This window comes from Allobosea sp. 05L423, from assembly GCF_056397745.1.
Map to the genome: position 1 here is coordinate 475,059 of NZ_JBFTOA010000002.1, position 23,889 is coordinate 498,947.

A 23,889-nucleotide genomic window follows, 5' to 3' on the forward strand; every position below is an offset into this window, starting at 1 on the left:
CCGCGCCTCTGGCCCGCTCACCGTCTTTCCCGCGTTTTAGAATCCGGGTGCGTTCATGCCGATCGACATTCTCATGCCTGCCCTTTCTCCCACCATGGAGGAAGGAAAACTGGCCAAGTGGCTGAAAAAAGAGGGCGATCAGGTTAAGCCCGGCGACATTATCGCCGAGATCGAGACCGACAAGGCGACCATGGAAGTCGAGGCGGTCGATGAGGGCATCCTCGCCAAGATCCTCGTCGCGGATGGCACCGACAATGTCGCGGTCAACACGCGGATCGGCGTGATCGCCGCCGACGGCGAGGACGTCAGCGCCGCGGCAAGCGGCGGGGCCAAGGCGGCGGCGCCCGAGCCCAAGGCCGAGGCCGCTCCGGCGGCGAAGGCCGAGGAGGCGCCTGCCGCCAGTGCGCCGCAGAGCGTCCCGGCCCAGGCCAAGGCCTACGACGCCTCGTCCGAATTCCCGGCGGGCGCCGAGATCGTCAGCCAGACGGTCCGCGAGGCGCTGCGCGACGCCATGGCCGAGGAGATGCGCCGCGACGGCGATGTCTTCGTGATGGGCGAGGAGGTCGCGGAATACCAGGGCGCCTACAAGGTCACGCAGGGTCTGCTGCAGGAGTTCGGGCCGAAGCGCGTCATCGACACGCCGATCACCGAGCACGGCTTCGCCGGCATCGGCGTCGGCGCGGCGCTCTCGGGCCTCAGGCCGATCGTCGAGTTCATGACCTTCAACTTCGCCATGCAGGCGATCGACCACATCATCAACTCCGCCGCCAAGACGCTCTACATGTCCGGCGGCCAGATGGGCGCACCGATCGTGTTCCGTGGCCCGAACGGTGCAGCGGCCCGCGTCGGCGCCCAGCACAGCCACGACTATGCCGCCTGGTACTCGAACGTGCCCGGCCTCAAGGTTGTCGTGCCCTACAGCGCCTCCGACGCGAAGGGCCTGCTGAAGAGCGCGATCCGCGACCCGAACCCGGTGATCTTCCTCGAAAACGAGATCATGTACGGCAAGTCCTTCGACGTGCCGAAGGGCGACGACTTCCTGATTCCGATCGGCAAGGCCAAGGTCGTGCGCCCGGGCACGGACGTGACGATCGTCTCCTTCGGCATCGGCATGACCTATGCGCTCGGCGCCGCCGAGGCCCTGGCCAAGGAAAGCATCGAGGCCGAGGTCATCGACCTCAGGACGATCCGCCCGATGGATATCGAGACCGTCATCGCCTCGGTGCAGAAGACCAATCGCTGCGTCGCGGTCGAGGAGGGCTTCCCGCAGTCCGGCGTCACCGCCGAGATCGGCATGAAGATCATGGAAGCGGCCTTCGATTATCTCGACGCCCCGGTCGCCCGCGTCACCGGCAAGGACGTGCCGATGCCTTATGCGGCGAATCTCGAGAAGCTCGCTTTGCCGAACATCGGCGAGGTCATCGCGGCGGCCAAGGCCGTCTGCTATCGCTGAGAAGGGGGCTGACCGATGCCAACCAACATCCTGATGCCCGCGCTCTCTCCGACGATGGAGAAGGGCAATCTCGCCAAATGGCTGAAGAAGGAAGGCGACACGATCAAGTCCGGCGACATCATCGCCGAGATCGAGACCGACAAGGCGACCATGGAGGTCGAGGCGGTCGACGAGGGTATCCTCGCCAGGATCGTGGTGCCGGAAGGCACGGCGGATGTCGCCGTCAACGAGGTGATCGGCGTGATCGCCGGCGAGGGCGAGGATGCCAAGAGCGTCTCCGCCCCCGCGGCTGCCGGCACTGCGCCCGCGAAGGCTGAGGCTCCGAAGGCTGAAGCGCCGAAGGCGGAGGCTCCGGCTCCCGCGGCGGCGCCTTCTGCCCCGGCTGCGTCCGCTCCCGCCGCCGCCAAGGCCAACGGCAGCCGGCCCTTCGCCTCGCCCTTGGCGCGCCGCATCGCCAAGGACGCCGGGCTCGATCTTGCCGCCATCAACGGCACTGGTCCGCATGGTCGCATCGTCGAGAAGGATGTCGAGGCAGCCAGGAAGGGCGGCGGAGCCAAGGCCGCCCCGGCGGCTGCGCCTTCTGCCGCTCCGGCTGCGCCCAAGCCCGCCGCCGCGCCGCTTGCTGCCGGCCCCTCCGACGAACAGATCAAGAAGCTGTTCGAGCCGGGCTCCTATGAGGAGGTCCCGCATGACGGCATGCGCAAGACGATCGCGCGCCGCCTGACCGAGGCCAAGCAGACCGTCCCGCATTTCTACGTGACGGTCGACTGCGAGCTCGACGCGCTGCTCAAGCTACGCGCGGAGCTCAATGCTGCAGCGCCGGAAACGGACGGCAAGCCGGCCTACAAGCTCTCGGTCAACGACATGGTGATCAAGGCGTTGGCGCTGGCGCTCAAGGCCGTTCCGGATGCGAACGTGTCCTGGACCGAGAACACGATGCTCAAGCACAAGCATGCCGATGTCGGCGTCGCCGTCTCGATTCCGGGCGGTCTGATCACGCCGATCATCCGCGATGCCTGCCACAAGASSCTGTCGCAGATCTCCAACGAGATGAAGGACATGGCGGCCCGCGCCAAGGCCCGCAAGCTGAAGCCCGAGGAGTATCAGGGCGGCACGACGGCAGTCTCGAACCTCGGCATGTTCGGGGTCAAGGACTTCGCGGCCATCGTCAATCCGCCGCATGCGACGATCCTGGCCGTCGGCGCCGGCGAGCAGCGCGTCATCGTGAAGGGCGGCCAGCCGGCCGTCGCGACGGTGATGTCGGTGACGCTCTCGACCGACCACCGCGCCGTCGACGGCGCGCTCGGCGCCGAGCTGCTGCAGGCGTTCAAGGGCTATATCGAGAAGCCCATGGCGATGCTGGTGTGAGGTCGGAGAACGATCATGGCTGACTACGACATCATCGTCATCGGCTCCGGCCCCGGCGGCTACATCGCCGCCATCCGGGCCGCGCAGCTCGGCTTCAGGACCGCGATCGTCGAGCGCGAGCATCTCGCCGGCATCTGCTCGAACTGGGGCTGCATCCCGACCAAGGCGCTGCTGCGCTCGGCCGAGATCCTGCACTATGGCGAGCAYGCCAAGGATTACGGGCTGGTCCTGGAAGGCTCGTTCAAGGCSGATCTGGAGGCGATCGTGAAGCGCTCGCGCGGCATCGCCGTGCGGATGAACAACGGCGTCCAGTTCCTGATGAAGAAGAACAAGGTCGACGTGATCTGGGGCGAGGCCAAGCTGRCCAAGCCCGGCACGATCGCGGTCGCGCCGACCAAGAAGCCGGCGATGCAGCCGCARGGGCCGGTGCCGAAGAACGCCAAGGGCGAGGGCACCTATACCGCCGACCACATCATCGTCGCGACCGGCGCCCGGCCGCGCGCGCTGCCTGGCCTCGAGCCGGACGGCAAGCTGATCTGGACCTATTTCGAGTCGATGGTCCCGGCCAAGATGCCGAAATCGCTGCTGGTGATGGGCTCCGGCGCCATCGGCATCGAATTCGCCTCCTTCTACCGGACGATGGGCGTCGAGGTGACGGTSGTCGAGGTGCTGCCGCAGGTCGTTCCCGTCGAGGATGCCGAGATCGGCGCCTTCGCGCGAAAAGCCTTCGAGAAGCAGGGCATGAAGATCCTGACATCGGCCAAGGTGACCAAGGTCGAGAAATCGGCCGACTCCGTCACCGCCCATATCGAGGACGAGAAGGGCGGCAAGCAGACGATCACCGCCGACCGCATGATCTCGGCCGTCGGCGTCGTCGGCAATATCGAGAACATCGGGCTCGAGGCGCTCGGCGTGAAGACCGATCGCGGCTGCATCGTCATCGACGATTTCTGCCGGACCAACGTCAAGGGCATCTACGCCATCGGCGACGTCGCCGGCCCGCCGATGCTGGCCCACAAGGCCGAGCATGAGGCGGTGATCTGCGTCGAGGCGATCAAGGGGCTGCATCCGCATCCGATGGACAAGCTGATGATCCCGGGCTGCACCTATTGCCACCCGCAGATCGCCAGTGTCGGCCTGACCGAGGCGAAGGCCAAGGCCGCCGGCCATGAGATCAAGGTCGGCCGCTTCAACTTCGTCGCCAACGGCAAGGCGGTCGCGCTCGGCGAGGACAGCGGCCTCGCCAAGACGATCTTCGACGCCAAGACCGGCAAGCTGCTCGGCGCCCATCTGGTCGGCCCGGAAGTAGCCTCATCCTGCAAGAGATTCTCGGGTCGTCGCTTTGCGCCGCCCGAGAATGACGCTTCGACTTGGCGCCGGCCTGCCTGCGCTCCATATTGGCGCCATGCCGCCTCGCACCCGCAAACCGCCCAAACCCGACCGCGTCGTTCGCGACGAAGAGGTTGAGGTTCTGCCGCCGCGCCGGACGCTGCCGCTCGACTGGAGCGTCGTGTTGCCGACCGTGGCGTTCGGAACCGTCACGGGCTTCGTCGCCAGCCTCGTGGTTGGTGGTGGCGGGTTGATCCGTCATGCCGTCGTCGGCGTGCTCGGCATGCTGGTCGGGCAGGGCATCGTGCGGCTGACCGGCTGGCGGCTGAATACCGGCTACGGCTTTCTCGACGATGCCGGCATGGCTGTGCTGGGCGCGATCCTCGTCATCCTGCTGGCGCGCTTCATTGCCTGACCGGAACCGCCGGCCGCCGTCATCGTTATCCGGCGCATTCGCGCATGGCTAGGGGGACTTCTTCGATGGAAAGCTTTGCCGCCACCATGGCCCAGCCGGGCTACGGTTTCTTCATGACGCTGCTGATCGGCGTGCTCGCCGGCTGGATCGCCGAGCGCCTGACCTCGTCCGATCACGGCCTCTTCACCAACATGCTGGTCGGCGTCGCCGGATCCTTCGTGGGAACGAGGGTGGCAGAACTCCTGCAGATTCCGGTCTTCGGCTTCTGGCGCACGCTGATCGCAGCCATTGCCGGCGCGGTCATCATCATCGCGATCTGGAATGCGGCCCGCAGCCGCAGTTGAGGCCGTCCAGTGCGGCCCGGCAGTTGCGGGAGCGAGCTTTGGGGATTAGCTAGGGAGGAGCCGGCAGTGCCGGCTCCTGCTTTTGAAGCCCGGACCCCGACATGGCGCTTGTTCTCGACCTGCTGAACCGCGATCCGCGGCCCAACGCCGGCAATCCGAAGGCGCAGCCGGCCCCAGTTGCGGGCGAGGTGCGCCATCCGGAGAAGCAGAAGCGCCCGGAAAACCCCGTCCTGCGCAAGCCGGACTGGATCCGCGTCAAGGCGCCGGGCTCGCCCAAATGGGCCGAGACCAAGGCGATCGTGAAAGCCGAGAAGCTGGTCACGGTCTGCGAGGAGGCCGGCTGCCCGAATATCGGCGAGTGCTGGGAAAAGAAGCACGCCACCTTCATGATCATGGGCGACACCTGCACGCGGGCCTGCGCCTTCTGCAACGTGAAGACCGGCGTGCCGCAGGCTCTCGACCTCGAGGAGCCACGGAAGGTCGCGGAAGCCGTCGCCAAGCTCGGGCTCGAACATGTCGTCATCACCTCGGTCGACCGCGACGACCTCAAGGACGGCGGCGCCCAGCATTTCGCCGAGGTCATCCACGCGATCCGCAAGGCCTCGCCCGGCACCACGATCGAGATCCTGACGCCCGACTTCCTGCGCAAGCCCGGCGCGCTCGAGGTCGTCGTGGCGGCCAGGCCCGACGTCTTCAACCACAACCTCGAAACCGTTCCGGGCAAGTACCTCAAGGTGCGGCCGGGTGCGCGCTATTTCCATTCGCTCAGGCTGCTGCAGCGGGTGAAGGAGCTCGATCCGACGATCTTCACCAAGTCCGGCATCATGGTCGGCCTTGGCGAGGAGCGGAACGAGGTGCTGCAGTTGATGGACGACCTGCGCTCGGCCGAGGTCGATTTCATGACCATCGGCCAGTATCTCGCGCCCTCGCGCAAGCACCACGCCGTGATCCGTTTCGTCACGCCCGACGAGTTCAAGAGCTTCGAGACCATCGCCTATGCCAAGGGCTTCCTGATGGTGTCCTCGACGCCGCTGACCCGCTCCTCGCACCATGCCGGCGAGGATTTCGCGCGGCTGCGCGCGAACCGGGCGGCGCGGCTGGGCCAGTAACGGCAGCGCTGCCATGCCGATGTTCAACAGCACCCGCCGGGTGAAGCATTCGCCCGAGCAGATGTTTGCGCTTGTGGCGGATGTCGAGAAGTACCCGCTGTTCCTGCCGCTCTGCGAGGGGCTGGCGGTGCGTCGGCGCACGTCGCGCGAAGGCGGCGGCGAGGTGCTACTGGCCGACATGACCGTCGGCTACAAGGCCATCCACGAGACCTTCACCAGCCGCGTCACGCTCGATCCGGCGAACCTCAAGATCCTCGTCGAGTATGTCGACGGTCCGTTTCGCCATCTGGAGAACCGCTGGACCTTCAAGCCGCTCGAGACGGGCTGCGAGGTCGGCTTCTTCATCACCTACGAGTTCGCCAGCCGCATGCTCGGCATGCTGATGGGCGCGATGTTCGACAAGGCCTTCCACAAGTTTTCGGAGGCCTTCGCGCGCCGGGCCGATCTGGTCTATGGCGGAGCCGCGTCAAAGGCAGTGACGGGTACCTGATCTCGACGCGCAGCCGACGCTCGGCCAGCGGTTGATGCCTCCCGGCGATCTGGCACCGCCTTCCCCGCTGAGGCAGTTCAGCGCGCAGCGTCCCGCAGCAGCTCGAGCGCGACGATCACGGAGAGCCGCCGGATCTCGTCGCGCGACAAATTCCCGAAGCGCATTTCGCGGTGCACGGTCCCGGCGGACGTCGCACAGGCAAAATGCACGAGGCCGACCGGCTTGCGCTCCGTTCCTCCGCCCGGACCTGCGACCCCGGTGATCGCGACGGCCAGATCGGCGGACAACCGGGCGCGGCCGCCTTCGGCCATGGCGCGCGCCACCGGCTCGCTGACGGCACCATGCGCTTCGAGCAGTTCAGCCGCCACATCGGCGAGTGCCGTCTTGGCTGCGTTCGAATAAGTCACCAGACCGCCGTTCACGACATCGGAGGAGCCGGCAATCGCCGTAAGCGCTCCCGCGACGAGGCCGCCTGTGCAGGATTCGACGGTGGCGACCCTGAGACCGGCTTCACGGCACATTGCCAATACGGTCTCGGACAGCGTCGTGACTTCGGCATCGAACATCGCGCTACTCCGCTTCGGGCAACCGGATCGTCGCCGTTCCCAGTGCGACGAGGCCCTCGCGCCGGCCCGTGAAGCCCATGCGCTCGGAGGTCGTCGCCTTGATTGCGACCTTCTCGACCGGAATGCCGGCGGCCGCTGCAATCGCAGCGCGGATGGCCTCGCGATGCGGCCCTACCTTCGGTGCCTCGCAGACGATCGTCAGATCGAGATGGTCGATGCGCCCGCCGCGCAGGCGCACCCGTTCGGCGGCAAAAGCCAGGAACTGCGCTGAGGCAGCACCGCGCCATTGCGGGTCGCTCGGCGGGAAATGCGTGCCGATATCGCCATCGGCCAGCGCACCGAGCAGGGCATCCGTCAGGGCATGGAGCGCCACGTCGCCATCCGAATGGGCGACGACGCCGTGGTCATGGGCGATCCCGACGCCACCGAGCCAGACATGGTCGCCCGGACCGAAGGCGTGGACGTCATAGCCGGTGCCGACCCGCGTCACGAGCGTCTGGCCGGGGCGCGCATCCGTGCGGCGGAAATCCGCGGCATGGGTCAGCTTGATGTTGGCGAGTTCGCCCTTGAAGGTCGCGACCAGGTGGCCGGCCCACTCCATCAAGGCCGCATCATCGGTGAAGCCGTGCAGCGAAGCCGTTTCGGCTGCCTCATGCGCCGCCAGGAGGGGCCTGAAGCGGAAAGCCTGCGGAGTCTGGACGGTGACGAGCTGGTCGCGCGACGGGGTCTCTGCGACATGGCCGCCGGCGTCGATGCGCTTGACCGTGTCCGTGACCGGCAGCGCGGGGATGGCCGCCAAACCGGTTTCGCCGAGCGCGCGGATCGCCGCGCCGATCAGCGCCTGCGAGACGAAGGGGCGGGCGGCGTCGTGGACCAAAACGATACCGTCGAAACCCTCGCGTGCAAGCGCGAGCAATCCGCGTCGCACCGAATCCTGCCGGGTCGCACCGCCCAGCGTCGGAGCCGCAAGCCGGTCGTCGTCGACCCCGGCGACAGCATTGGCGTAGCGGATTTCGTCGTCCTCACCGATGACGACCACCACGCGGCCGATCGCGCGTTCGGCCAGAAACGGGGTGAGCGCGCGCGCGAGGACCGGAACACCGTCGACGAGCCGATACTGCTTCGGCTCGCCTGTGCCCGCGCGCAGCCCGCGCCCGGCAGCGACGAGCAGGGCCGCCACCGGAATGCGGCTATCGGCGCGGCCGGAAGCGGGGATGGATTCTGCAGGATGGCTGTTCATGCGGCAGCCATAGCCAATTCCGTCCGCACAGGGCAGGGGGTCTGTTGTCGCTGCAGTGCAACATAAATCTGTACACCCTTGCGCTCCTGCAGCATTGTCCAATAAATATGCATGCTGAAAGTTGCCTCAAAAGCAGGCTGGGCCGTTTGAACATCGCAGGAATATCAATCGAATCCCGCGCCTTTCTGGCGCCGATGTCCGGCGTGACCGATATCGTCATGCGCCGGCTGGCAGCACGCCGCCATGCCGGGATCGTCGTTTCGGAAATGGTGGCATCGGACGAATTTGTCCGAGGCAGCGAGGAAGCGCGCATCCGCGCCGAGGGCGAGGGTGTCTCGCCCCATGTCGTCCAGCTCGCCGGATGCGACCCTTATTGGATGGGCGAGGCTGCAAGGCTGGCCGAGGCCAACGGTGCGGCGATCGTCGACATCAATATGGGCTGCCCGGCAAAGAAGGTGACCGGTGGCTGGGCAGGCTCTGCGCTGATGCGGGATCTCGATCACGCCGTGGCGCTGGTCGAGGCGGCTGTCGCCGCCACCACGGTGCCCGTGACGGTCAAGATGCGGCTGGGCTGGGACGACGCCTCCCGCAACGCCCCCGAGCTCGCGCGCCGCGCCGTCGCCGCAGGGGCGCGGATGATCACCGTCCACGGCCGCACCCGCCAGCAATTCTACAAGGGCAAGGCCGACTGGCGCGCCATCGCCGCCGTGCGGGCGGCCGGTGATTTTCCGCTGGTGGCGAACGGCGACATTCACGATGTCGCCGATGCCGAAGCCTGTCTCGCCGAGTCGGGAGCCGACTTCGTCATGGTTGGACGGGCGGCACTCGGGCGCCCCTGGCTGGTCGGCGAGATCGGGGCCGCACTCGACGGCCGCAAGCTGGCGCCCCTGACCTTGGCCGACAAGCTCGGCGTCGCGCAGGAACACTATGAAGGGCTGCTGACCTTGATGGGAACGGCGCATGGCGTGCGCCACGCCCGCAAGCACCTCGCCGCCTATGCCGACGAGGCCGTGGCGGAGGGCTGTGAGCCGAATCCCGAGCTGCGGCGGACGCTGCTCACTTCGGAAGATCCTCGCCAGGTCCTCGCGGCGCTTGCGGGGCTGTTTTCGACGGAACGAAGCCGCGAAGCGGCATGAGACGGAAAGGAAGGGCCGATGACGGCGATGTTTGCCGACAAGGGGCTCGCGAGCGGGCGGACCTATTTGCTCGACGCTATCGAGGTTCAGACGTTGAATGTCCTGCCGATGCCGGTCCTGGTCATCGGCGAAGGGCACGTGGTCATCTACGCGAACACAGCGGCTGAGGATTTTTTCCAGTCGAGCGCCGCCGTGCTCAAGCGCCAGCGCATCGACGATCTCGTCGCCTTCGGCTCGCCGATCCTGGGATTGATCGAGGAGGTGCAGCGCCGTGGCGCGAGCGTCAGCGAATACCGTCTCGACTTTGGCTCGCCGCGCCTCGGCAGTGATCGTACCGTCGATGTTTTTGCCTCTCCGTTGCCCAGCCAGGGCGACGCCGTCGTCCTGATGCTGCAAGAACGGACAATTGCTGAAAAAATGGACAGGCAATTGACGCATAGAGGGGCAGCTCGTTCAATCACCGCACTCGGCGCCATGCTCGCCCATGAGATCAAGAACCCGCTTTCGGGCATCCGCGGAGCGGCGCAATTGCTCGAAGGCTCGATCTCGGATGCGGATCGAATGCTGACCCAGCTCATCTGCGACGAGACCGATCGCATCGTGAAGCTGGTCGAGCGTGTCGAGCTCTTCGGCGACGAGCGGCCGAGCGAACGCGACCCGGTCAATGTCCATGACGTGCTCGATCATGTGAAGCGCCTGGCGCAGTCGGGTTTCGCCCGCCACATTCGCTTCTCCGAAGTCTACGATCCCTCCCTGCCGCCTGTGTCCGGCAATCGCGATCAGCTCGTCCAGGTCCTGCTGAATCTGGTCAAGAACGCCGCCGAAGCCATTGGCGGACATGCGATCGACGGCGAGGTCACGCTGTCGACGGCCTATCGCCCGGGCATCCGCATGCAGGTTCCCGGATCGTCCGAAAGGATCGCGCTGCCGCTCGAAATCGTCATCCGCGACAACGGCCCGGGCGTGCCGCACGACCTCGTCCAGCACCTGTTCGATCCCTTCGTCACCACCAAGGCACAGGGAAGTGGCCTTGGACTTGCACTCGTCGCCAAGGTGATCGGCGACCATGGCGGAATCGTCGAATGCGAGTCCGTCCCCCGCCGCACGCAATTCAGGATCCTTCTGCCGCTGCACCAGCTTGGTCAGGGCAGTCAACGCAAGGCCTAATCGAACACATGCCGACCGGTCATATCCTCGTTGCCGACGACGACGCCGCGATCCGCACCGTCCTCAATCAGGCGCTCGCCAGGGCCGGCTATGAAGTCCGCACCACCGGCCAGGCCGCGACATTGTGGACCTGGGCCGCTCAGGGCCTCGGCGATCTGATCATCACCGACGTCGTGATGCCGGACGGGAACGCCTTCGACCTGCTGCCGCGCATCAAGCGCGTGCGGCCCGAACTGCCGATCATCGTGATGAGCGCGCAGAACACCTTCATGACGGCAATCAAGGCGTCCGAGCGCGGCGCCTATGAATATCTGCCGAAGCCCTTCGACCTGAAGGAACTCGTCGCCATCGTCGGCCGCGCCATGTCGCGGCCCCGCGGCGAGACCGCACGCAGCCACGCCGCCGAGCCCGAGGACATCCCGCTGATCGGCCGCTCGCCCGCGATGCAGGACGTCTACCGCGCGCTCGCCCGCCTGATGCCGATCGACCTGACCGTGATGATCAACGGCGAGTCGGGCACCGGCAAGGAGCTGGTGGCGCGGGCGCTGCACGACTACGGCAAGCGCAAGAACGGTCCTTTCGTCGCGATCAATATGGCGGCGATCCCGAAGGACCTGATCGAATCCGAATTGTTCGGTCACGAGAAGGGCGCCTTCACCGGGGCGCTGACGCGCTCCTCCGGCCGCTTCGAGCAGGCGGAAGGCGGCACGCTCTTCCTTGACGAGATCGGCGACATGCCGATGGAGGCACAGACCCGCCTCCTGCGCGTGCTCCAGCAAGGCGAGTACACGACCGTCGGCGGGCGCACGCCGATCAAGACCAATGTCCGCATCATCGCGGCGACCAACAAGGATCTGCGGATCTCGATCGCGCAGGGGCTGTTCCGCGAGGACCTGTTCTTCCGGCTGAACGTCGTGCCGATCCGGCTGCCGCCTCTGCGCGAACGCGTCGAGGACATCCCGGATCTCGTCCGCCATTTCTTCTCGCTGGTCGAGAAGGAGGGACTGCCGCGCAAGCAGGTCGATTCGGAAGCGATGGACGTGATGCGTCGCTACCGCTGGCCCGGCAACGTCCGCGAGCTGGAGAATCTGGTCCGCCGCCTGGCTGCGCTTTATCCACAGGAGACGATCACCGCCCCGATCGTCGAGGCCGAACTGCAGCCGGCAGCGGCCGGGGCGGGATATTCGAGCAGCCCGGCCGCCCCGGAACGCGCCGAGACCCTGTCCGGCTCTGTCGAACGCCATCTCAGCCAGTATTTCGGCGGTTTCGGCGAGAACATCCCCCCGCCGGGCCTCTATCACCGCATCCTGCGCGAGATCGAGCCGCCGCTGATTGCCGCGGCGCTGGCCGCGACGCGCGGCAACCAGATCCGGGCTGCCGAGCTGCTCGGCCTCAACCGCAACACCCTGCGCAAGAAGATCCGCGAGCTCGATATGCAGGTTGTCCGCTCGCCGCGGTGAGCGGCCGGAACGCCCGCCTTGTCCATGTCATATTTTGACAACACCGTTGCGGCGGCGCATCAGTCGCGCCCGTAGGTGCCGCCATGCTTCGGCGGCGCCGCATCGGAGTTGTCAGAACACGTGTCCGCTTCCGCAACTGAAGCCAGAATGATGCCGCGCGGCGAGGAGAAATCCCGCCGCGTTTCCGGCTGGATCGGCGGGATCATCGTCTTCCTGGCGCTGGTCTCGGCGCTGCTCACCTTCCTCGTCCTGTCGGGCGCGACGCCGATCGCCCCGGTGCATGAGGTCGTGATCGGCGTCTTCGTCCTCAACGGACTTCTGATTCTGGCCCTCCTGGTCGTCGTCGCGATCGAGGCAGCCGTGCTGATCCGGGCCCGCAAGGCGGGCGCCGCAGCCGCCGGGCTGCATGTGCGGATCGTCGGCCTTTTCAGCATCGTGGCAGCCTTGCCGGCCGTGCTCGTCGCGATCATCGCAACCGTCACCATCGAACGTGGCCTGGAGCCCTGGTTCTCGGACCGGATGCGGGATGCGATCTTCAAGTCGGTCGAGGTCGCGGATGCCTATGCCGCCAGCCAATGCCGCTCGCTGGGCCGCGAAATCCGTGTGCTCGCCGATGATTTGACGCGCGCCAAGCCCGCCTATGACGCCGACCGCAAATGGTTCGAGAATTTTCTGACCTCGCGCGCAACGGCGCTCGGCGTCCCGGTCGCTGCGATCATGCAACCGCCGGACAAGGTCCTGGTGCGCGCCAACATCGACGTGCTCAAGGACGCCCCCAAGCCCGATCAGGCCGCTTTCGACGACGCCCAGTCGGCGCCCGAGCCGATCTGCGTCATTCCGCGCACCGGCAGGGTCTTCGGCGCGGTGATGAAATTGCCCGCCTATGACAACAGCTTCCTGCATATCGCGCGGGAGGTCGATCCGCTGGCGGTCGAGTTCCCGGCGGTCGCTCGCGGCGCGGCTGTCGAATACCTGTCGATCGACGCCCGCCGCAAAGGGGTCCAGGTCGCCTTCGCTTCGATGTACGGGCTGATCGCGCTGATCCTGCTGCTCTCGGCAATCTGGCTTGGCCTCAGCTTCGCCAACGGGCTCGTCGCTCCGATCAGGCGGATGATTCACGCGACCGACCAGGTCTCCAGCGGCAATTTCTACGTCCAGGTGCCGATCCGAAGATCGGAGGGCGATCTTGCCCATCTCGGTGAGACCTTCAACAAGATGACGGCGGAGCTGCGCCGCCAGCGCGACAGCCTGGTGACGGCGAGCGAGGTCATCGACAGGCGCCGGCGCTTCACCGAGACCGTGCTCTCCGGCGTCTCTTCCGGCGTGCTGAGCCTCGACGGCGATGGCCATATCACGACGATCAATCGCTCGGCCGAAGCGCTCCTCGGTACGGGTGGTCGCCTGCTGGGCAAGCCGATCGCCGAGATCGCCCCCGAGGTCGCGGCCCTTGTCGCCGAGGCCCTGCAGGGCAGGCAGCGGCAGATTTCGGGGCAGGCGACGCTGACGCGCGCCGGACAGGAGCGAATGGTCAACATCCGCGCCGTACGCGAAGGCGAGGGGCTCAGCGCCGGTCTCGTGGTGACGCTCGACGACATCACCGACCTCGTCTCCGCCCAGCGCACGGCCGCCTGGGCGGACGTCGCGCGACGCATCGCGCATGAGATCAAGAATCCGCTGACGCCGATCCAGCTTTCGGCCGAGCGGATCAAGCGCCGTTTCGGCCGCGTCATCATCGAAGGCAAGGATGTCTTCGACCAATGCACCGACACGATCGTGCGGCAGGTCGAGGATATCCGGCGCATGGTCGACGAGTTCTCCTCCTTCGCCCGCATGCCGAAGCCGTCGCTGGCGCGCGAGGACATCGTCGAGACGGTTCGTCAGATCGTCTTCCTCTGGCGGGTCGGCAATCCGGAGACGACGATGGAGGAGAGCCTGCCGGCGGAAGCCGTCTTGGCCCGTTTCGACCGCCGCCTGATTTCCCAGGCCCTCACCAATGTCATCAAGAACGCGACGGAAGCGATTGAGGCGGTCCCGGCCGACGAGCGCGGCCGGGGTCGCATCGATGTCCGCGTGGAACGGCGTGACGACGGGCGCGTCGTCATCGAGATCATCGACAACGGCAAGGGGCTGCCGGCCGACCAGCGCCAAAAGCTGCTGGAGCCCTATATGACGACGCGCGAAGGCGGGACCGGTCTCGGCCTCGCCATCGTCGGCAAGATACTGGAGGACCATGGCGGCGGCATCGAACTGCTCGACCGCCCGGACGCCTCCAGCGGGGCGAGGGGCGCCCGTATCCGCCTCTGGTTCCCCGAAGCCGGCCCGTCCGAGGCCGATGGCGGCGATGATGCCGCCCAACCGGGCACCGGCCCGGTCAATCACGTTTCGCAGAATGGGATAGGTTGATGAGCGCTGACATCCTGGTGGTGGACGACGAAGTCGATATCCGCGATCTGGTCGCCGGCCTTCTCGAGGACGAAGGCTACCGGACCCGCAAGGCGGGCTCGGCCGACGAGGCGCTGGCCGCGATCGCGGCGCGGCGGCCGAACCTCGTCTTCCTCGACATCTGGCTTCAGGGCAGCCGCCTCGACGGCCTGCAGGTGCTCGAGCTGATCAAGGAGAGCCACCCGGATCTTGCCGTGGTGATGATCTCCGGCCACGGCAATATCGAGACGGCCGTTTCCGCGATCAAAAGCGGGGCCTACGACTTCATCGAGAAGCCGTTCAAGGCGGACAGGCTCGTCCTTGTCGCGGAACGGGCGCTGGAAGCGTCGCGGCTGCGCCGCGAGGTGCGGGAGCTCAAGACCCGCTCGGTCCAGGCCAACCGCATCGTCGGCCGCACGACCGTCGTCAACCAGCTCCGCCAGACCATCGAGCGGGTCGCGCCGACCAATGCGCGCGTCCTCATCACGGGCGAGCCGGGCTGCGGCAAGGAACTGGCGGCGCGAACGCTCCACGAGGCGTCGACGCGCTCGCACAGCCCCTTCGTCGTCATCAATGCTGCGACGATCACGCCAGAGACGATGGAGGAGGAGCTCTTCGGCGTCGAAAACGGCGACGGTCGCTCGCGCCGGATCGGCGCGCTTGAGGAGGCGCATGGCGGCTCGCTCTATATCGACGAGATCGGCGACATGCCGCGCGAGACGCAGAACCGCATCCTGCGCGTGCTGGTCGACCAGAATTTCCAGCGCGTCGGCGGCGCGACACGGGTCCATGTCGACGTCCGCATCATCTCCTCGTCGAGCCGCGATCTTGCGCAGCTGATCGCCGAGGGGCACTTCCGCGAGGATCTCTATCACCGCCTCAGCGTCGTGCCGATCCGCGTGCCCGCGCTCTCCGAGCGGCGCGAGGACGTGCCGGAGCTGATCGAGTTCTTCATGGACCAGATCTCGGTGGCGAGCGGCCTGCCCAAACGGCGGATCGGCTCCGATGCGATGGCCGTTCTGCAGTCGCATGAATGGCCGGGCAATGTCCGCGAGCTGCGCAACAACGTCGAGCGGCTGATGATCCTGACCAAGGGCGACCCGACTGCAGAGGTTACGATCGAGATGCTGCCGGCCGAGGTCGGAGCGATGGTGCCGACGACGCCGTCGGGCTCCGGCGGCGAGCGGCTGATGAGCCTGGCGCTGCGCGATGCGCGCGAGATCTTCGAACGCGAGTATCTGATCGCCCAGATCGCGCGCTTCTCGGGCAACATCTCGCGCACCGCCGAATTCATCGGCATGGAACGCTCCGCATTGCACCGGAAGCTCAAATCGCTCGGCGTCGGCTAGGCCTTTATTCGCGGGCATGTGTGCGCGCAACGCAAGCGCACATGCGAAAAAACGCGGTATTGCTGCACTTGCGTTGAAAGCAAACTCGACGATCTAATGGCTCGTCGGTGTTCCGAGGCTGGCGGAATGCGCCGCCGGCCTGAACGGAACGAACTGGATCGCGGGCGTAAACCGATCGACGATCCCAACAACAGGGACTTCCTATGGCCGCAGAGCGGGCACAGAACCTTCAGGACACCTTCCTCAATCATGTTCGCAAGCAGAAGATTCCGCTGACTATTTTCCTGGTCAACGGCGTGAAGCTGCAGGGCGTCGTCACCTGGTTCGACAATTTCTGCGTGCTGCTGCGCCGTGACGGTCACTCGCAGCTCGTCTACAAACATGCGATCTCGACCATCATGCCCGGTCATCCGGTGCAGCTGTTCGAGCCCGAGGACACGGACAAGAACTGACTTGGCGGCAAGCCGCGACAGCGACAAGGAGCGGGCGGCCGTGAAGCCGCTCGACGAGATCGAACGCGACATCGCGGCGAATACGCGCGCCTTTGTCGTGGGGCCCTATCTGCAGAAGCGCGGCGTCGCAGCCGACGCCAACCAGCGCTCCTTCGCAGCGCGCCTCGACGAGGCCGTAGGCCTTGCGGCCGCGATCGACCTGACGGTCGTGGAGCCGGTCCAGGTGCTGCTCACAGCGTTGCGCCCCGCGACCTATCTAGGCAAGGGCAAGGTTGACGAGCTCGCCGAGCGCATCAAGATCGAGGAAATCGGCCTCGTCGTGATGGACTGCGCGCTGTCGCCGGTTCAGCAGCGCAACCTCGAAAAGGCCTTCGGCTGCAAGGTCATCGACCGCACGGGCCTGATCCTCGAGATCTTCGGCCGGCGGGCGCGGACCAAGGAGGGCGCGCTCCAGGTCGAGCTTGCGCATCTCAACTACCAGAAGAGCCGATTGGTGCGGTCCTGGACCCACCTCGAACGCCAGCGCGGCGGATTCGGCTTCCTCGGCGGCCCCGGCGAAACCCAGATCGAGGCCGACCGGCGCATCATCCAGGAGCGCATGACCAAGATCGAGCGCGATCTGGAGAGCGTGAAGCGGACCCGTTCTCTGCACCGCGCAAGCCGGAAACGCGTGCCGTATCCGATCGTTGCGCTCGTCGGCTACACCAACGCCGGAAAATCGACGCTGTTCAACCGGCTGACGTCGGCCGAGGTGCTGGCGCAGGACATGCTCTTCGCCACGCTCGATCCGACGGCTCGGGCGATCAAGCTGCCGCATGGCGCACGAATCATGCTCTCCGACACCGTCGGCTTCATCTCCGACCTGCCGACGCAGCTCATCGCCGCGTTCCGCGCCACGCTGGAGGATGCGATCGAGGCCGATGTGCTGCTGCATGTCCGCGACGTCTCGCACGAGGACACGCAGGCGCAGGCCGCAGATGTGCAGGCGATCCTGCGCGACCTCGGCATCAACCCGGATGACGGCCAGCGCGTCATCGAGGTCTGGAACAAGGCAGATCTGCTCGATCCCGCCGAGCGCGAGCGGCAGCTCGGCGTTGCCTCGCTGCGGCCGGCCGAGACGCGCCCGGTCCTCGTTTCGGCGCTGACCGGCGAGGGAATCGATCGCCTGACCCGCGCCATCGAGACCCGGATCGCCTTGAGCCGCCCGGTCTACGCGCTCGAGCTCGCGCCTGGCGATGGCAAGTCGCTGGCCTGGCTGCACGCCAACGGCGAAATCCTGGAGCGTGAAGACGCCGAGGATGGCGGGCTGAAGCTCATCGTCCGGTTGCCGCCGGAGCGGGAAGGAGCCTTCACCGCTCGCTTTCCCGAGGCCGTTCGGCAGTAAGGCCGACAGGCTTCGTTCTCGGGCGGAGCGAAACGCAGACCCGAGAAACTCATGACGAGAGGCGCTGGTTTCCGAGATGGTCGGATCGAGCCCGACAATGACGGCTGTTCCGGCTAGCCGCCTGCCTTCTCATCCTGCTTCACACGCTGCCAGAGGGCTTCCAGCTCGTCGAGCGTCACATCCTTGGCGCTGCGCCCCTGGGTTTCGAGCTGCTCCTCGATGCCCTTGAAGCGGCGTTCGAACTTCGCATTGGCAGCGTTGAGGCAACCTTCGGGGTCGGCGTTGACATGGCGGGCGAGATTGGCGACGACGAAGAGCAGATCGCCGATCTCCTCCTGGATCGCCGCCTTGTCGCCGCTGGCCAGCGCTTCGTCGATTTCCTGGGTCTCCTCGCGGATCTTGTCGAGCACGAGCCGGGCATTGTTCCAGTCGAAGCCGACGGTCGAGGCGCGGGCCTGCAGCTTCCAGGCGCGGGTGAGGGCGGGCAGGGTGTGCGGCACGCCGGCGAGGACACTTCTGTCCTCCTGCAGCGGCGGCAGGCCGGCTGCTTCGCGCGCCGCCGCCTTGGCGGTCTTCTCCTCCGCCTTGATCCGGTGCCAGAGCACCTTCACCTCCGCCGGCGAGAGATCGCGCACATCGCCGAAGACATGCGGATGCCGGCGGATCAGCTTGCTGGTGATCGCTTGCACCACATCGGGGAAGGCGAAGGACCCTTCCTCCTCGGCCATACGGGCATGAAAGGCCACCTGCAGGAGCAGGTCGCCCAGCTCATCCTTGAGGTCGAGCTTGTCGCCGCGCGCGATCGCATCGGCAACCTCATAGGCCTCCTCGACGGTGTAGGGAGCGATCGACGCGAAGTCCTGCTCCAGGTCCCAGGGGCAGCCGGTCCCCGGCGTGCGCAGCGCGGCCATGATCGCGATCAGGCCGTCGATCTCACGAGAAGGCTTCAACGCTGCATGTCTCCGTGGATTCGGGCAGGGCATTGCGCGACAATGGCAAACCGGCTTTTCGCTGAGGCAATGCGCAAAACTTTGATAATCCTCCTCCCATGATTCAAGCCACCCCGTCCATCGCGATCGACGAGAGCGAGATCGAGGAAAGCTTTGTGCGTGCGTCGGGCCCGGGCGGCCAGCACGTCAACAAGGTCTCGAGCGCGGTTCAGATCCGCTTTGATGCGCGCCATTCACCATCACTGCCGAATGATGTCGCGATCCGGCTGATGAAGCTCGCCGGCAGCAAGCTGACGCAGGACGGCGTCATCGTCATCGTCGCGCAGACGCATCGCAGCCAGAAGCGCAACCGCGAGGAGGCGGTGGAGCGTCTGCTTGAATTGATCCGCGCCGCCGCCGTGCGCCCTCAGATCAGGCGTGCGACGAAGCCGACCAAGGCATCGAAGGAACGCAGGCTTGCTTCCAAGGAGAAGCGCTCGGGCGTCAAGGCCGGACGGCAGAAGCCGGGATCCGACTAGCATGGCAGAGCAGGACGAGGGGCGAGGGCAGGGCGCGCGCCCCGCCCGGGCACCACGGCGAATTACGTCGGATTATCTCCAGCGCGCGGCGATGCACTATCTCGAACGTTATTCCGCGCCGGCCGCGCAGTTGCGCCGGGTGCTGGCGCGCAAGATCGTTCTGAGCTGCCGCCATCATGGTGAGGACCCGGCGCTTCACGGCGCCGCGCTCGATGATGTCGTCTCGCGCTGTATTGCCTCCGGGCTGGTAGACGACCAGCGTTTCGCCGAAGCGAGGGCTGCAACGCTCCGTCGCAGGGGCCGTTCGGCGCGCGCCGTCGCCGCCACGCTCGCCGCGAAGGGTGTGGCCCGCGAGCTCGTGGAACGGGTCAGCAGCGTCGACGACGACGAGGAGTTGGCCGCCGCCCGGAAAGCCGCGCGGCGCAAAAGGCTCGGTCCGTGGTCGCGCGGTGACCGGGCCGCGAGCCGTCAGAAGGACCTCGCAGCGATGGCGCGAGCTGGCTTCGCGATCACGGTTGCCCGTGTCGTCATCGACGGTTCAGGAGACGAGGATGCGAACTGCGGCACGCCGATCTGATGGACCGCCAAGCGCATCCAATCAGGTCGGAATGCAACGTTGCTTGGTCGCATCCCACACCCCATCCTGACAGGGCACGGTCGCGAAATCGGTAAAGAGACCTACCGCCAGTAGCGCGGCAAAAGCGGCCAACGCGATCGCCAAGCCAATGACGGCCAGTCTCATCATGCTCCATTCCTCTCCATCGGGCCCATCGTTCAGGCCGACGTGACAAGGAAGGGTGGCAGCAAGCTGCCGGCCTCACTCCAGCTTGACCTGCGCCTCCTTGACGACCTTGCCCCAACGCTCGACCTCGGCCGTGACGAAGCGACCGAAGGCTTCGCCGCTAAGGCTCGGGATCGGCGAGCCGTTCTTCTTCCAGGCCGCATCGATGGCCGGCGACTTCAGCGCTTTCTCGACCTCCGTCCGCATCCGCGCGACGATCTCAGGCGGCGTTCCCCTGGGAGCCCAGAGCGCATACCAGGTCGAGACCTCATAGCCGTCGAGCCCGGCCTCTCTGGCAGTCGGAACATCTGGCACGGCCTCCGAACGCCTGGGCGCGGCGACGGCCAGCGCCCGCAAGGCGCCGCTCTGAATCTGGGCTGCCGAAGAACCGAGCCCGTCGAACAGGATATCGACCTGCCCGGCGACGGTATCCTGCAAGGCCGGCCCTGCGCCGCGATAGGGCACATGGGTCAGCTTTGTTCCCGTCGACAGCTGGAACAGTTCGCCGGCGAGATGATGCGTCGTGCCGTTTCCGGCCGAGGCGTAGTTCAGCTTTTCCGGGTTCTTCTTCGCGAAGTCGATCAGCTCGGCCACGGTCTTGGCCTGAACCTTGTCAGGATGGACGACGATGACCTGTGGCGGCTGGGCGATGACCGCGATCGGCATGAAATCGGCCTCGATGCTGTAGTCGAGCTTCGGATAGAGCGCTGGCGCGATGGCGTGATGCGCCGCCCCGACGAAGAAGCTGTATCCGTCGGGCTTTGCCTTTGATGCAGCGGAGGCCCCGACCGTCCCGCCAGCGCCACCGCGATTCTCGATGATGATGCGCTGGCCCAGTTGCTGGTCGAGTTGCGCTGCAAGCGGCCGTGCAAAAGCGTCGGTACCGCCGCCGGCAGGGAAAGGCACGATGAAGGTGATCGGCCGTACGGGCCAGGCTTCCGCCCATGCAGGAGCATGCAAGGCCAGAACGGATGCGGCAGCGGTCGCCGCGATGAAATATCGCTTCGTGATCATCAGCTCTCTCCCTGGGCAAGGCTCTTGCTGGCCTTCGCTGCGTATCCGACGATGCGGACTGTCCTGGGGATTAGGCCATCGGGCCAATCCGTTTGGCAAGCGCGGGGCCAAGGGGGTACCGGTCGCGCGATCTCGACTTTGGGCATTGGCAGGCGAGGCACCATGAGCCGGCTCGACAGTTTCATTCGCCGCCTGGAGGCTCAGCGCAGTGTGCTGAACTGGGCAGCTGATTTCGTCGCGGACAAGGACGGCTTGATCCTGGAGCTGGGCCTCGGCAATGGCCGAACATACGACCATTTGCGCGAGAGGTTGCCGGGTCGCGCGATCCATGTATTCGAGCGCTCGCCCAGCCCCAATCCGCGATCGATGCCGCCGCAGCACCTCCTCATCGTCGGCGAGATGGAACAGACGCTGCCGGCCTTCGCGGCCCGGCATGGCGCCGCGGCGAGTTTGATCCATGTCGATGTCACGACGGGTGTGCCCACGCGCGACCGGGTGGCCTTTGCATGGCTGCCGGAACAAGTGGCGGCGCTCGCGCGGCCCGGCGCGCTGATCGTCAGCGGCTGGCCGCTCGACGATCCGGCGTTCGAGGCGGTGCCGCTTCCCATCGACATACCCGAAGAGCGCTACTTCGCGTATAGGCGCCACGGCACCGGCTAAGTCGACGGCGGAAGGGGTGTCGAAGACGTCAGCCGGCAGATCTGCGGAGCAATCGCGGCTTTCGGCCCGACAGCCGCCGATGGCTCATGCGACCTGCCGGTAAGTCCAGCTCTATTGAAGATAGATCTCGAAACTGCGTTCGAGAACCACATTTTTATCGTTGAACACCGTATATTTGGTGCGATAAATCCCTCTATCCCATCCGGCTACGGGCTTCCGGAGACCGGCAAAGATCAAGGTTTGCGCCTGATTTCGCTCAAGCGGCTGGGCTTCGTGCTTGGCAAGCACCTGACCAGACGGACTGCTCACGACGATGGCCTGGACATCGCCGAGCTTGAGGCCGATCCCACGGGCATAGGCGACGAGCGCAGGGGACGCGATGCCCGGCGGCTGTTCGGCGTCTCCCGCCTCCAGCATCGCCATTGTCACGGAGGCGGCGGCAAAGCCCGCATTCAAGACCCACCGCGGCCTGTAGGCGAGCAGGGGAACCAATACGGGGTCCCAAAGCATGCGACCGCCTCCGCATGAGTTCGGCGATGCCTCGTGAGCGAAAGGATCTGCGATCTCGCCGCGATGACGGACGATGAAATGAAGATGCGGATATTCGGTCAGACCGGACAGGCCGACCCGTCCGATCGCCTGACGCGCTTCGACCCGGTCGCCGACCTCGACGCGCAGGCTGCCGCGAGCCATGTGGCAATACTGCGTCTGCCAGCCGGCGGAATGCTCGATCACGACGGCGTTGCCGCATTCGGACCCCTTCACCGACGCTGCGCCGTTGCCGCGGACGGACACGTCGGCCATGCCGTCGCGCCGGCGGACGACCCGGCCGGCGGCAGCAGCCAGCACGTCGACCCCGGCTCGCTGCGCGGCCATGGTCGGCAGGCGGAAATCCGTCCCGTTATGGCCGTCATAGGAGAGGGTGCCGCATTGATAGTCGCGGGCTGAGGGTGTGGGATCGGTGTCGACGTAGTTCTGAATGAAGCAGCTGCGTCCGAGCTCGCAGGCGACCGGCAAGGCGAAAACCGGCACCTCCTCGGCAAGAACGACTGTCGGGAAAACGAGAAGGACGACGGCATTGGCTACGCGAAGGCAACAGCCGCCGATCATGAAATCAAGCCTCCTCGTGCCGAAACCGGTCCGGTTTAATGCATGAATTGGGAAGATGTATTTCGTCCGCGAACAGTTGATCCCGGCACCCTTCGGCGAAGGGCGACAATGTCAGAATATAGAGCAGGAAAAACTCGATCTGCCGATTGATTCCGAGCTTGAGCATGATGCGTTTGATATAGGTCCTGACTGTCGCTTCGGTCAGCTCCAGGGTCTGGCCGATCTTCCATGGCGGCTCGCCACCCAGGATGCGCATCACGATTCTTTCCTCGGCCCAGGGCAGGCCGAAGGCCGTCGCTATCCGCTTGGCGCCCGCCGCCGGGTCGATCTGCGGGATGACGACGAGCAGCCGGTCCATATGCCGCTCGGTGGGGGCAGCGCCGATCCATGCGAACGCAAAGGCGCGGTGGTCGGTCGACAGGGGAATGATCGTGTTCGTCCAGCCCCGCCCTGAGCGGGATGCCATCGTATCGCGCAGCGCGTGGCGCAAGAGGTTGTTGACGAGCGAGTTCGGGCCGGCGAGGGCGCCATGATCGAGGCGAACCGGGTTCTTCGCCAGAAGCATCTGCCGGCCGGCATCGTTGGTTTCGAGGACGCGCAGTTGATGGTCCACGGCGAATGCCGGAAAGGCCAATTCCTGCAGGAGGGTGTCCAGGCTCAGGTTTTCGTGTCGCCGCTGCGTGAAGCCCTGGGTCGTCGCCCAGATCACGCTTGCCGCGCGGGATACGCAGACCATCTCCGTGGCCGAGAGAGAATGCGGCCGCCAGCCCGCCAGGAAAATCAGATCATTCCCGTCGCTGGCGGGCAGGCACCCTGCCACCGCGTGCTCGGCCTCGTCCGGCTCCTTGCCGAGCAGTTCCGCGACCAGCGCATCGGTCGAATCGACGGCGAACAGACCGCTGCCCTGCCAATCCGGCCTGCACACCAGGCGCGTAATCACATCTGCCGATGGCTGCACATCGCCGTCAAAGCCGACACGAACCGCCGCGACGGCGAAGCCGCTCGGCCGGGAAAGCGTCAGGACAAAGCATCGCTTGCATTCGAGCAGTCCGAGCATCGCCCGTCCGAAAGCTTCCAGAGCGAGAAGCGTCGCGGCTCTGCCCGGCTGCGCCGGCGTGGTGGAATCGTCCCGCAACATCGAGGCCTCCTCAGTCGCATTGATCCCCCGCCGTG

Annotated in this window: 24 protein-coding genes; 17 read left to right on the forward strand and 7 right to left on the reverse strand. The window is 66.2% G+C overall.

Features of this window, described 5'->3' with window-relative positions; genetic code table 11:
* Positions 1-55: 55 nt before the first annotated feature.
* The 7 genes from AC1DNE_RS06275 to AC1DNE_RS06305 all read left to right on the forward strand — a co-directional run bounded on the left by AC1DNE_RS06275 (position 56) and on the right by AC1DNE_RS06305 (position 6,508).
* Entirely contained in the window at positions 56-1,453 is a 1,398-nt protein-coding gene (locus AC1DNE_RS06275; protein ID WP_441471076.1) for a pyruvate dehydrogenase complex E1 component subunit beta, read from the forward strand.
* A 15-nt stretch (positions 1,454-1,468) separates the two neighbouring features.
* Complete coding sequence (locus AC1DNE_RS06280) at positions 1,469-2,821, forward strand: pyruvate dehydrogenase complex dihydrolipoamide acetyltransferase (protein WP_441471077.1); 1,353 nt, start codon at positions 1,469-1,471, stop codon at positions 2,819-2,821.
* 15 nt (positions 2,822-2,836) lie between these two features.
* Positions 2,837-4,288, forward strand: coding sequence for a dihydrolipoyl dehydrogenase (gene lpdA / locus AC1DNE_RS06285; RefSeq protein ID WP_476840974.1), 1,452 nt, complete (start codon positions 2,837-2,839; stop codon positions 4,286-4,288).
* 46 nt (positions 4,289-4,334) lie between these two features.
* A complete protein-coding gene (locus AC1DNE_RS06290) occupies positions 4,335-4,565 on the forward strand; it encodes a GlsB/YeaQ/YmgE family stress response membrane protein (RefSeq protein ID WP_476840975.1) in 231 nt (76 codons plus the stop codon).
* Between the two features lie 65 nt (positions 4,566-4,630).
* Positions 4,631-4,909, forward strand: coding sequence for a GlsB/YeaQ/YmgE family stress response membrane protein (locus AC1DNE_RS06295; RefSeq protein WP_441470418.1), 279 nt, complete (start codon positions 4,631-4,633; stop codon positions 4,907-4,909).
* 101 nt (positions 4,910-5,010) lie between these two features.
* A complete protein-coding gene (lipA, locus tag AC1DNE_RS06300; RefSeq protein ID WP_441470419.1) occupies positions 5,011-6,018 on the forward strand; it encodes a lipoyl synthase in 1,008 nt (335 codons plus the stop codon).
* Positions 6,019-6,031: 13 nt separating this feature from the next.
* Positions 6,032-6,508 (forward strand): type II toxin-antitoxin system RatA family toxin, encoded by a 477-nt coding sequence (locus AC1DNE_RS06305; RefSeq protein WP_441470420.1) that lies wholly within the window; start codon positions 6,032-6,034, stop codon positions 6,506-6,508.
* 77 nt (positions 6,509-6,585) lie between these two features.
* Here the strand turns inward: AC1DNE_RS06305 and AC1DNE_RS06310 are convergent, their stop codons facing one another.
* Together AC1DNE_RS06310 and AC1DNE_RS06315 are read right to left on the reverse strand one after the other, a co-directional pair.
* Positions 6,586-7,074 (reverse strand): CinA family protein, encoded by a 489-nt coding sequence (locus tag AC1DNE_RS06310; protein WP_441470421.1) that lies wholly within the window; start codon positions 7,072-7,074, stop codon positions 6,586-6,588.
* A 4-nt stretch (positions 7,075-7,078) separates the two neighbouring features.
* Entirely contained in the window at positions 7,079-8,314 is a 1,236-nt protein-coding gene (locus AC1DNE_RS06315; protein WP_441470422.1) for a bifunctional 2-C-methyl-D-erythritol 4-phosphate cytidylyltransferase/2-C-methyl-D-erythritol 2,4-cyclodiphosphate synthase, read from the reverse strand.
* Between the two features lie 107 nt (positions 8,315-8,421).
* Between AC1DNE_RS06315 and dusB the strand changes: the two genes are divergently transcribed.
* From dusB to hflX, 7 genes are all read left to right on the forward strand, one after another.
* Positions 8,422-9,450 (forward strand): tRNA dihydrouridine synthase DusB, encoded by a 1,029-nt coding sequence (gene dusB / locus AC1DNE_RS06320; protein WP_441470423.1) that lies wholly within the window; start codon positions 8,422-8,424, stop codon positions 9,448-9,450.
* A 27-nt stretch (positions 9,451-9,477) separates the two neighbouring features.
* Positions 9,478-10,617, forward strand: a complete 1,140-nt coding sequence (locus tag AC1DNE_RS06325; RefSeq protein WP_441470743.1) for a two-component system sensor histidine kinase NtrB — start codon at positions 9,478-9,480, stop codon at positions 10,615-10,617.
* 8 nt (positions 10,618-10,625) lie between these two features.
* Positions 10,626-12,077 (forward strand): nitrogen regulation protein NR(I), encoded by a 1,452-nt coding sequence (ntrC, locus tag AC1DNE_RS06330; RefSeq protein WP_441470424.1) that lies wholly within the window; start codon positions 10,626-10,628, stop codon positions 12,075-12,077.
* 120 nt (positions 12,078-12,197) lie between these two features.
* Positions 12,198-14,480: a sensor histidine kinase NtrY-like gene (locus tag AC1DNE_RS06335; protein WP_441470425.1), complete on the forward strand. Its 2,283-nt coding sequence runs from the start codon at positions 12,198-12,200 to the stop codon at positions 14,478-14,480.
* Positions 14,480-15,847 carry a nitrogen assimilation response regulator NtrX gene (gene ntrX, locus AC1DNE_RS06340; RefSeq protein WP_441470426.1) on the forward strand — a complete coding sequence of 456 codons (1,368 nt, stop codon included), beginning with the start codon at positions 14,480-14,482 and terminating at the stop codon, positions 15,845-15,847. The genes AC1DNE_RS06335 and ntrX overlap by 1 nt, the downstream gene beginning before the upstream one ends.
* A gap of 203 nt (positions 15,848-16,050) precedes the next feature.
* Positions 16,051-16,299 (forward strand): RNA chaperone Hfq, encoded by a 249-nt coding sequence (gene hfq / locus AC1DNE_RS06345; protein WP_055726983.1) that lies wholly within the window; start codon positions 16,051-16,053, stop codon positions 16,297-16,299.
* A 1-nt stretch (position 16,300) separates the two neighbouring features.
* The gene (hflX, locus tag AC1DNE_RS06350) at positions 16,301-17,683 is read left to right on the forward strand and encodes a GTPase HflX (protein ID WP_441470427.1); all 1,383 of its coding nucleotides are present in this window, start codon (positions 16,301-16,303) and stop codon (positions 17,681-17,683) included.
* 113 nt (positions 17,684-17,796) lie between these two features.
* On the opposite strand, the gene mazG is transcribed toward hflX, so the two are convergent.
* On the reverse strand, positions 17,797-18,633 hold the full coding sequence (mazG, locus tag AC1DNE_RS06355) for a nucleoside triphosphate pyrophosphohydrolase (RefSeq protein ID WP_476765205.1): 837 nt from the start codon (positions 18,631-18,633) through the stop codon (positions 17,797-17,799).
* 98 nt (positions 18,634-18,731) lie between these two features.
* Between mazG and arfB the strand changes: the two genes are divergently transcribed.
* Both arfB and AC1DNE_RS06365 read left to right on the forward strand, forming a co-directional pair.
* Positions 18,732-19,151 carry an alternative ribosome rescue aminoacyl-tRNA hydrolase ArfB gene (gene arfB / locus AC1DNE_RS06360; protein ID WP_441470429.1) on the forward strand — a complete coding sequence of 140 codons (420 nt, stop codon included), beginning with the start codon at positions 18,732-18,734 and terminating at the stop codon, positions 19,149-19,151.
* Between the two features lies 1 nt (position 19,152).
* Positions 19,153-19,728: a regulatory protein RecX gene (locus tag AC1DNE_RS06365; RefSeq protein ID WP_441470430.1), complete on the forward strand. Its 576-nt coding sequence runs from the start codon at positions 19,153-19,155 to the stop codon at positions 19,726-19,728.
* A gap of 21 nt (positions 19,729-19,749) precedes the next feature.
* Here the strand turns inward: AC1DNE_RS06365 and AC1DNE_RS06370 are convergent, their stop codons facing one another.
* Both AC1DNE_RS06370 and AC1DNE_RS06375 read right to left on the reverse strand, forming a co-directional pair.
* A complete protein-coding gene (locus AC1DNE_RS06370; protein WP_441470431.1) occupies positions 19,750-19,896 on the reverse strand; it encodes a hypothetical protein in 147 nt (48 codons plus the stop codon).
* Positions 19,897-19,968: 72 nt separating this feature from the next.
* Positions 19,969-20,946, reverse strand: coding sequence for a Bug family tripartite tricarboxylate transporter substrate binding protein (locus tag AC1DNE_RS06375; protein WP_441470432.1), 978 nt, complete (start codon positions 20,944-20,946; stop codon positions 19,969-19,971).
* A 162-nt stretch (positions 20,947-21,108) separates the two neighbouring features.
* On the opposite strand from AC1DNE_RS06375, the gene AC1DNE_RS06380 reads away from it, so the two are divergent.
* A complete protein-coding gene (locus AC1DNE_RS06380; protein ID WP_476765203.1) occupies positions 21,109-21,606 on the forward strand; it encodes a class I SAM-dependent methyltransferase in 498 nt (165 codons plus the stop codon).
* Between the two features lie 111 nt (positions 21,607-21,717).
* On the opposite strand, the gene AC1DNE_RS06385 is transcribed toward AC1DNE_RS06380, so the two are convergent.
* Positions 21,718-22,638: a M23 family metallopeptidase gene (locus AC1DNE_RS06385; protein WP_476840976.1), complete on the reverse strand. Its 921-nt coding sequence runs from the start codon at positions 22,636-22,638 to the stop codon at positions 21,718-21,720.
* Positions 22,639-22,720: 82 nt separating this feature from the next.
* The gene (locus AC1DNE_RS06390) at positions 22,721-23,854 is read right to left on the reverse strand and encodes a helix-turn-helix transcriptional regulator (RefSeq protein WP_476765201.1); all 1,134 of its coding nucleotides are present in this window, start codon (positions 23,852-23,854) and stop codon (positions 22,721-22,723) included.
* Between the last annotated feature and the right edge of the window lie 35 nt (positions 23,855-23,889).

What these genes read in the sequence shown, in the direction of transcription:
- AC1DNE_RS06275 (WP_441471076.1), top strand. Translation starts at nt 56, where the DNA reads ATGCCGATCGACATTCTCATGCCTGCCCTTTCTCCCACCATGGAGGAA.
- AC1DNE_RS06295 (WP_441470418.1), top strand. Translation starts at nt 4,631, where the DNA reads ATGGAAAGCTTTGCCGCCACCATGGCCCAGCCGGGCTACGGTTTCTTC.
- lipA (WP_441470419.1), top strand. Translation starts at nt 5,011, where the DNA reads ATGGCGCTTGTTCTCGACCTGCTGAACCGCGATCCGCGGCCCAACGCC.
- AC1DNE_RS06305 (WP_441470420.1), top strand. Translation starts at nt 6,032, where the DNA reads ATGCCGATGTTCAACAGCACCCGCCGGGTGAAGCATTCGCCCGAGCAG.
- AC1DNE_RS06310 (WP_441470421.1), bottom strand. Translation starts at nt 7,074, where the DNA reads ATGTTCGATGCCGAAGTCACGACGCTGTCCGAGACCGTATTGGCAATG.
- AC1DNE_RS06315 (WP_441470422.1), bottom strand. Translation starts at nt 8,314, where the DNA reads ATGAACAGCCATCCTGCAGAATCCATCCCCGCTTCCGGCCGCGCCGAT.
- dusB (WP_441470423.1), top strand. Translation starts at nt 8,422, where the DNA reads ATGCATGCTGAAAGTTGCCTCAAAAGCAGGCTGGGCCGTTTGAACATC.
- AC1DNE_RS06325 (WP_441470743.1), top strand. Translation starts at nt 9,478, where the DNA reads ATGTTTGCCGACAAGGGGCTCGCGAGCGGGCGGACCTATTTGCTCGAC.
- ntrC (WP_441470424.1), top strand. Translation starts at nt 10,626, where the DNA reads ATGCCGACCGGTCATATCCTCGTTGCCGACGACGACGCCGCGATCCGC.
- ntrX (WP_441470426.1), top strand. Translation starts at nt 14,480, where the DNA reads ATGAGCGCTGACATCCTGGTGGTGGACGACGAAGTCGATATCCGCGAT.
- hfq (WP_055726983.1), top strand. Translation starts at nt 16,051, where the DNA reads ATGGCCGCAGAGCGGGCACAGAACCTTCAGGACACCTTCCTCAATCAT.
- arfB (WP_441470429.1), top strand. Translation starts at nt 18,732, where the DNA reads ATGATTCAAGCCACCCCGTCCATCGCGATCGACGAGAGCGAGATCGAG.
- AC1DNE_RS06365 (WP_441470430.1), top strand. Translation starts at nt 19,153, where the DNA reads ATGGCAGAGCAGGACGAGGGGCGAGGGCAGGGCGCGCGCCCCGCCCGG.
- AC1DNE_RS06370 (WP_441470431.1), bottom strand. Translation starts at nt 19,896, where the DNA reads ATGATGAGACTGGCCGTCATTGGCTTGGCGATCGCGTTGGCCGCTTTT.
- AC1DNE_RS06375 (WP_441470432.1), bottom strand. Translation starts at nt 20,946, where the DNA reads ATGATCACGAAGCGATATTTCATCGCGGCGACCGCTGCCGCATCCGTT.
- AC1DNE_RS06380 (WP_476765203.1), top strand. Translation starts at nt 21,109, where the DNA reads ATGAGCCGGCTCGACAGTTTCATTCGCCGCCTGGAGGCTCAGCGCAGT.
- AC1DNE_RS06390 (WP_476765201.1), bottom strand. Translation starts at nt 23,854, where the DNA reads ATGTTGCGGGACGATTCCACCACGCCGGCGCAGCCGGGCAGAGCCGCG.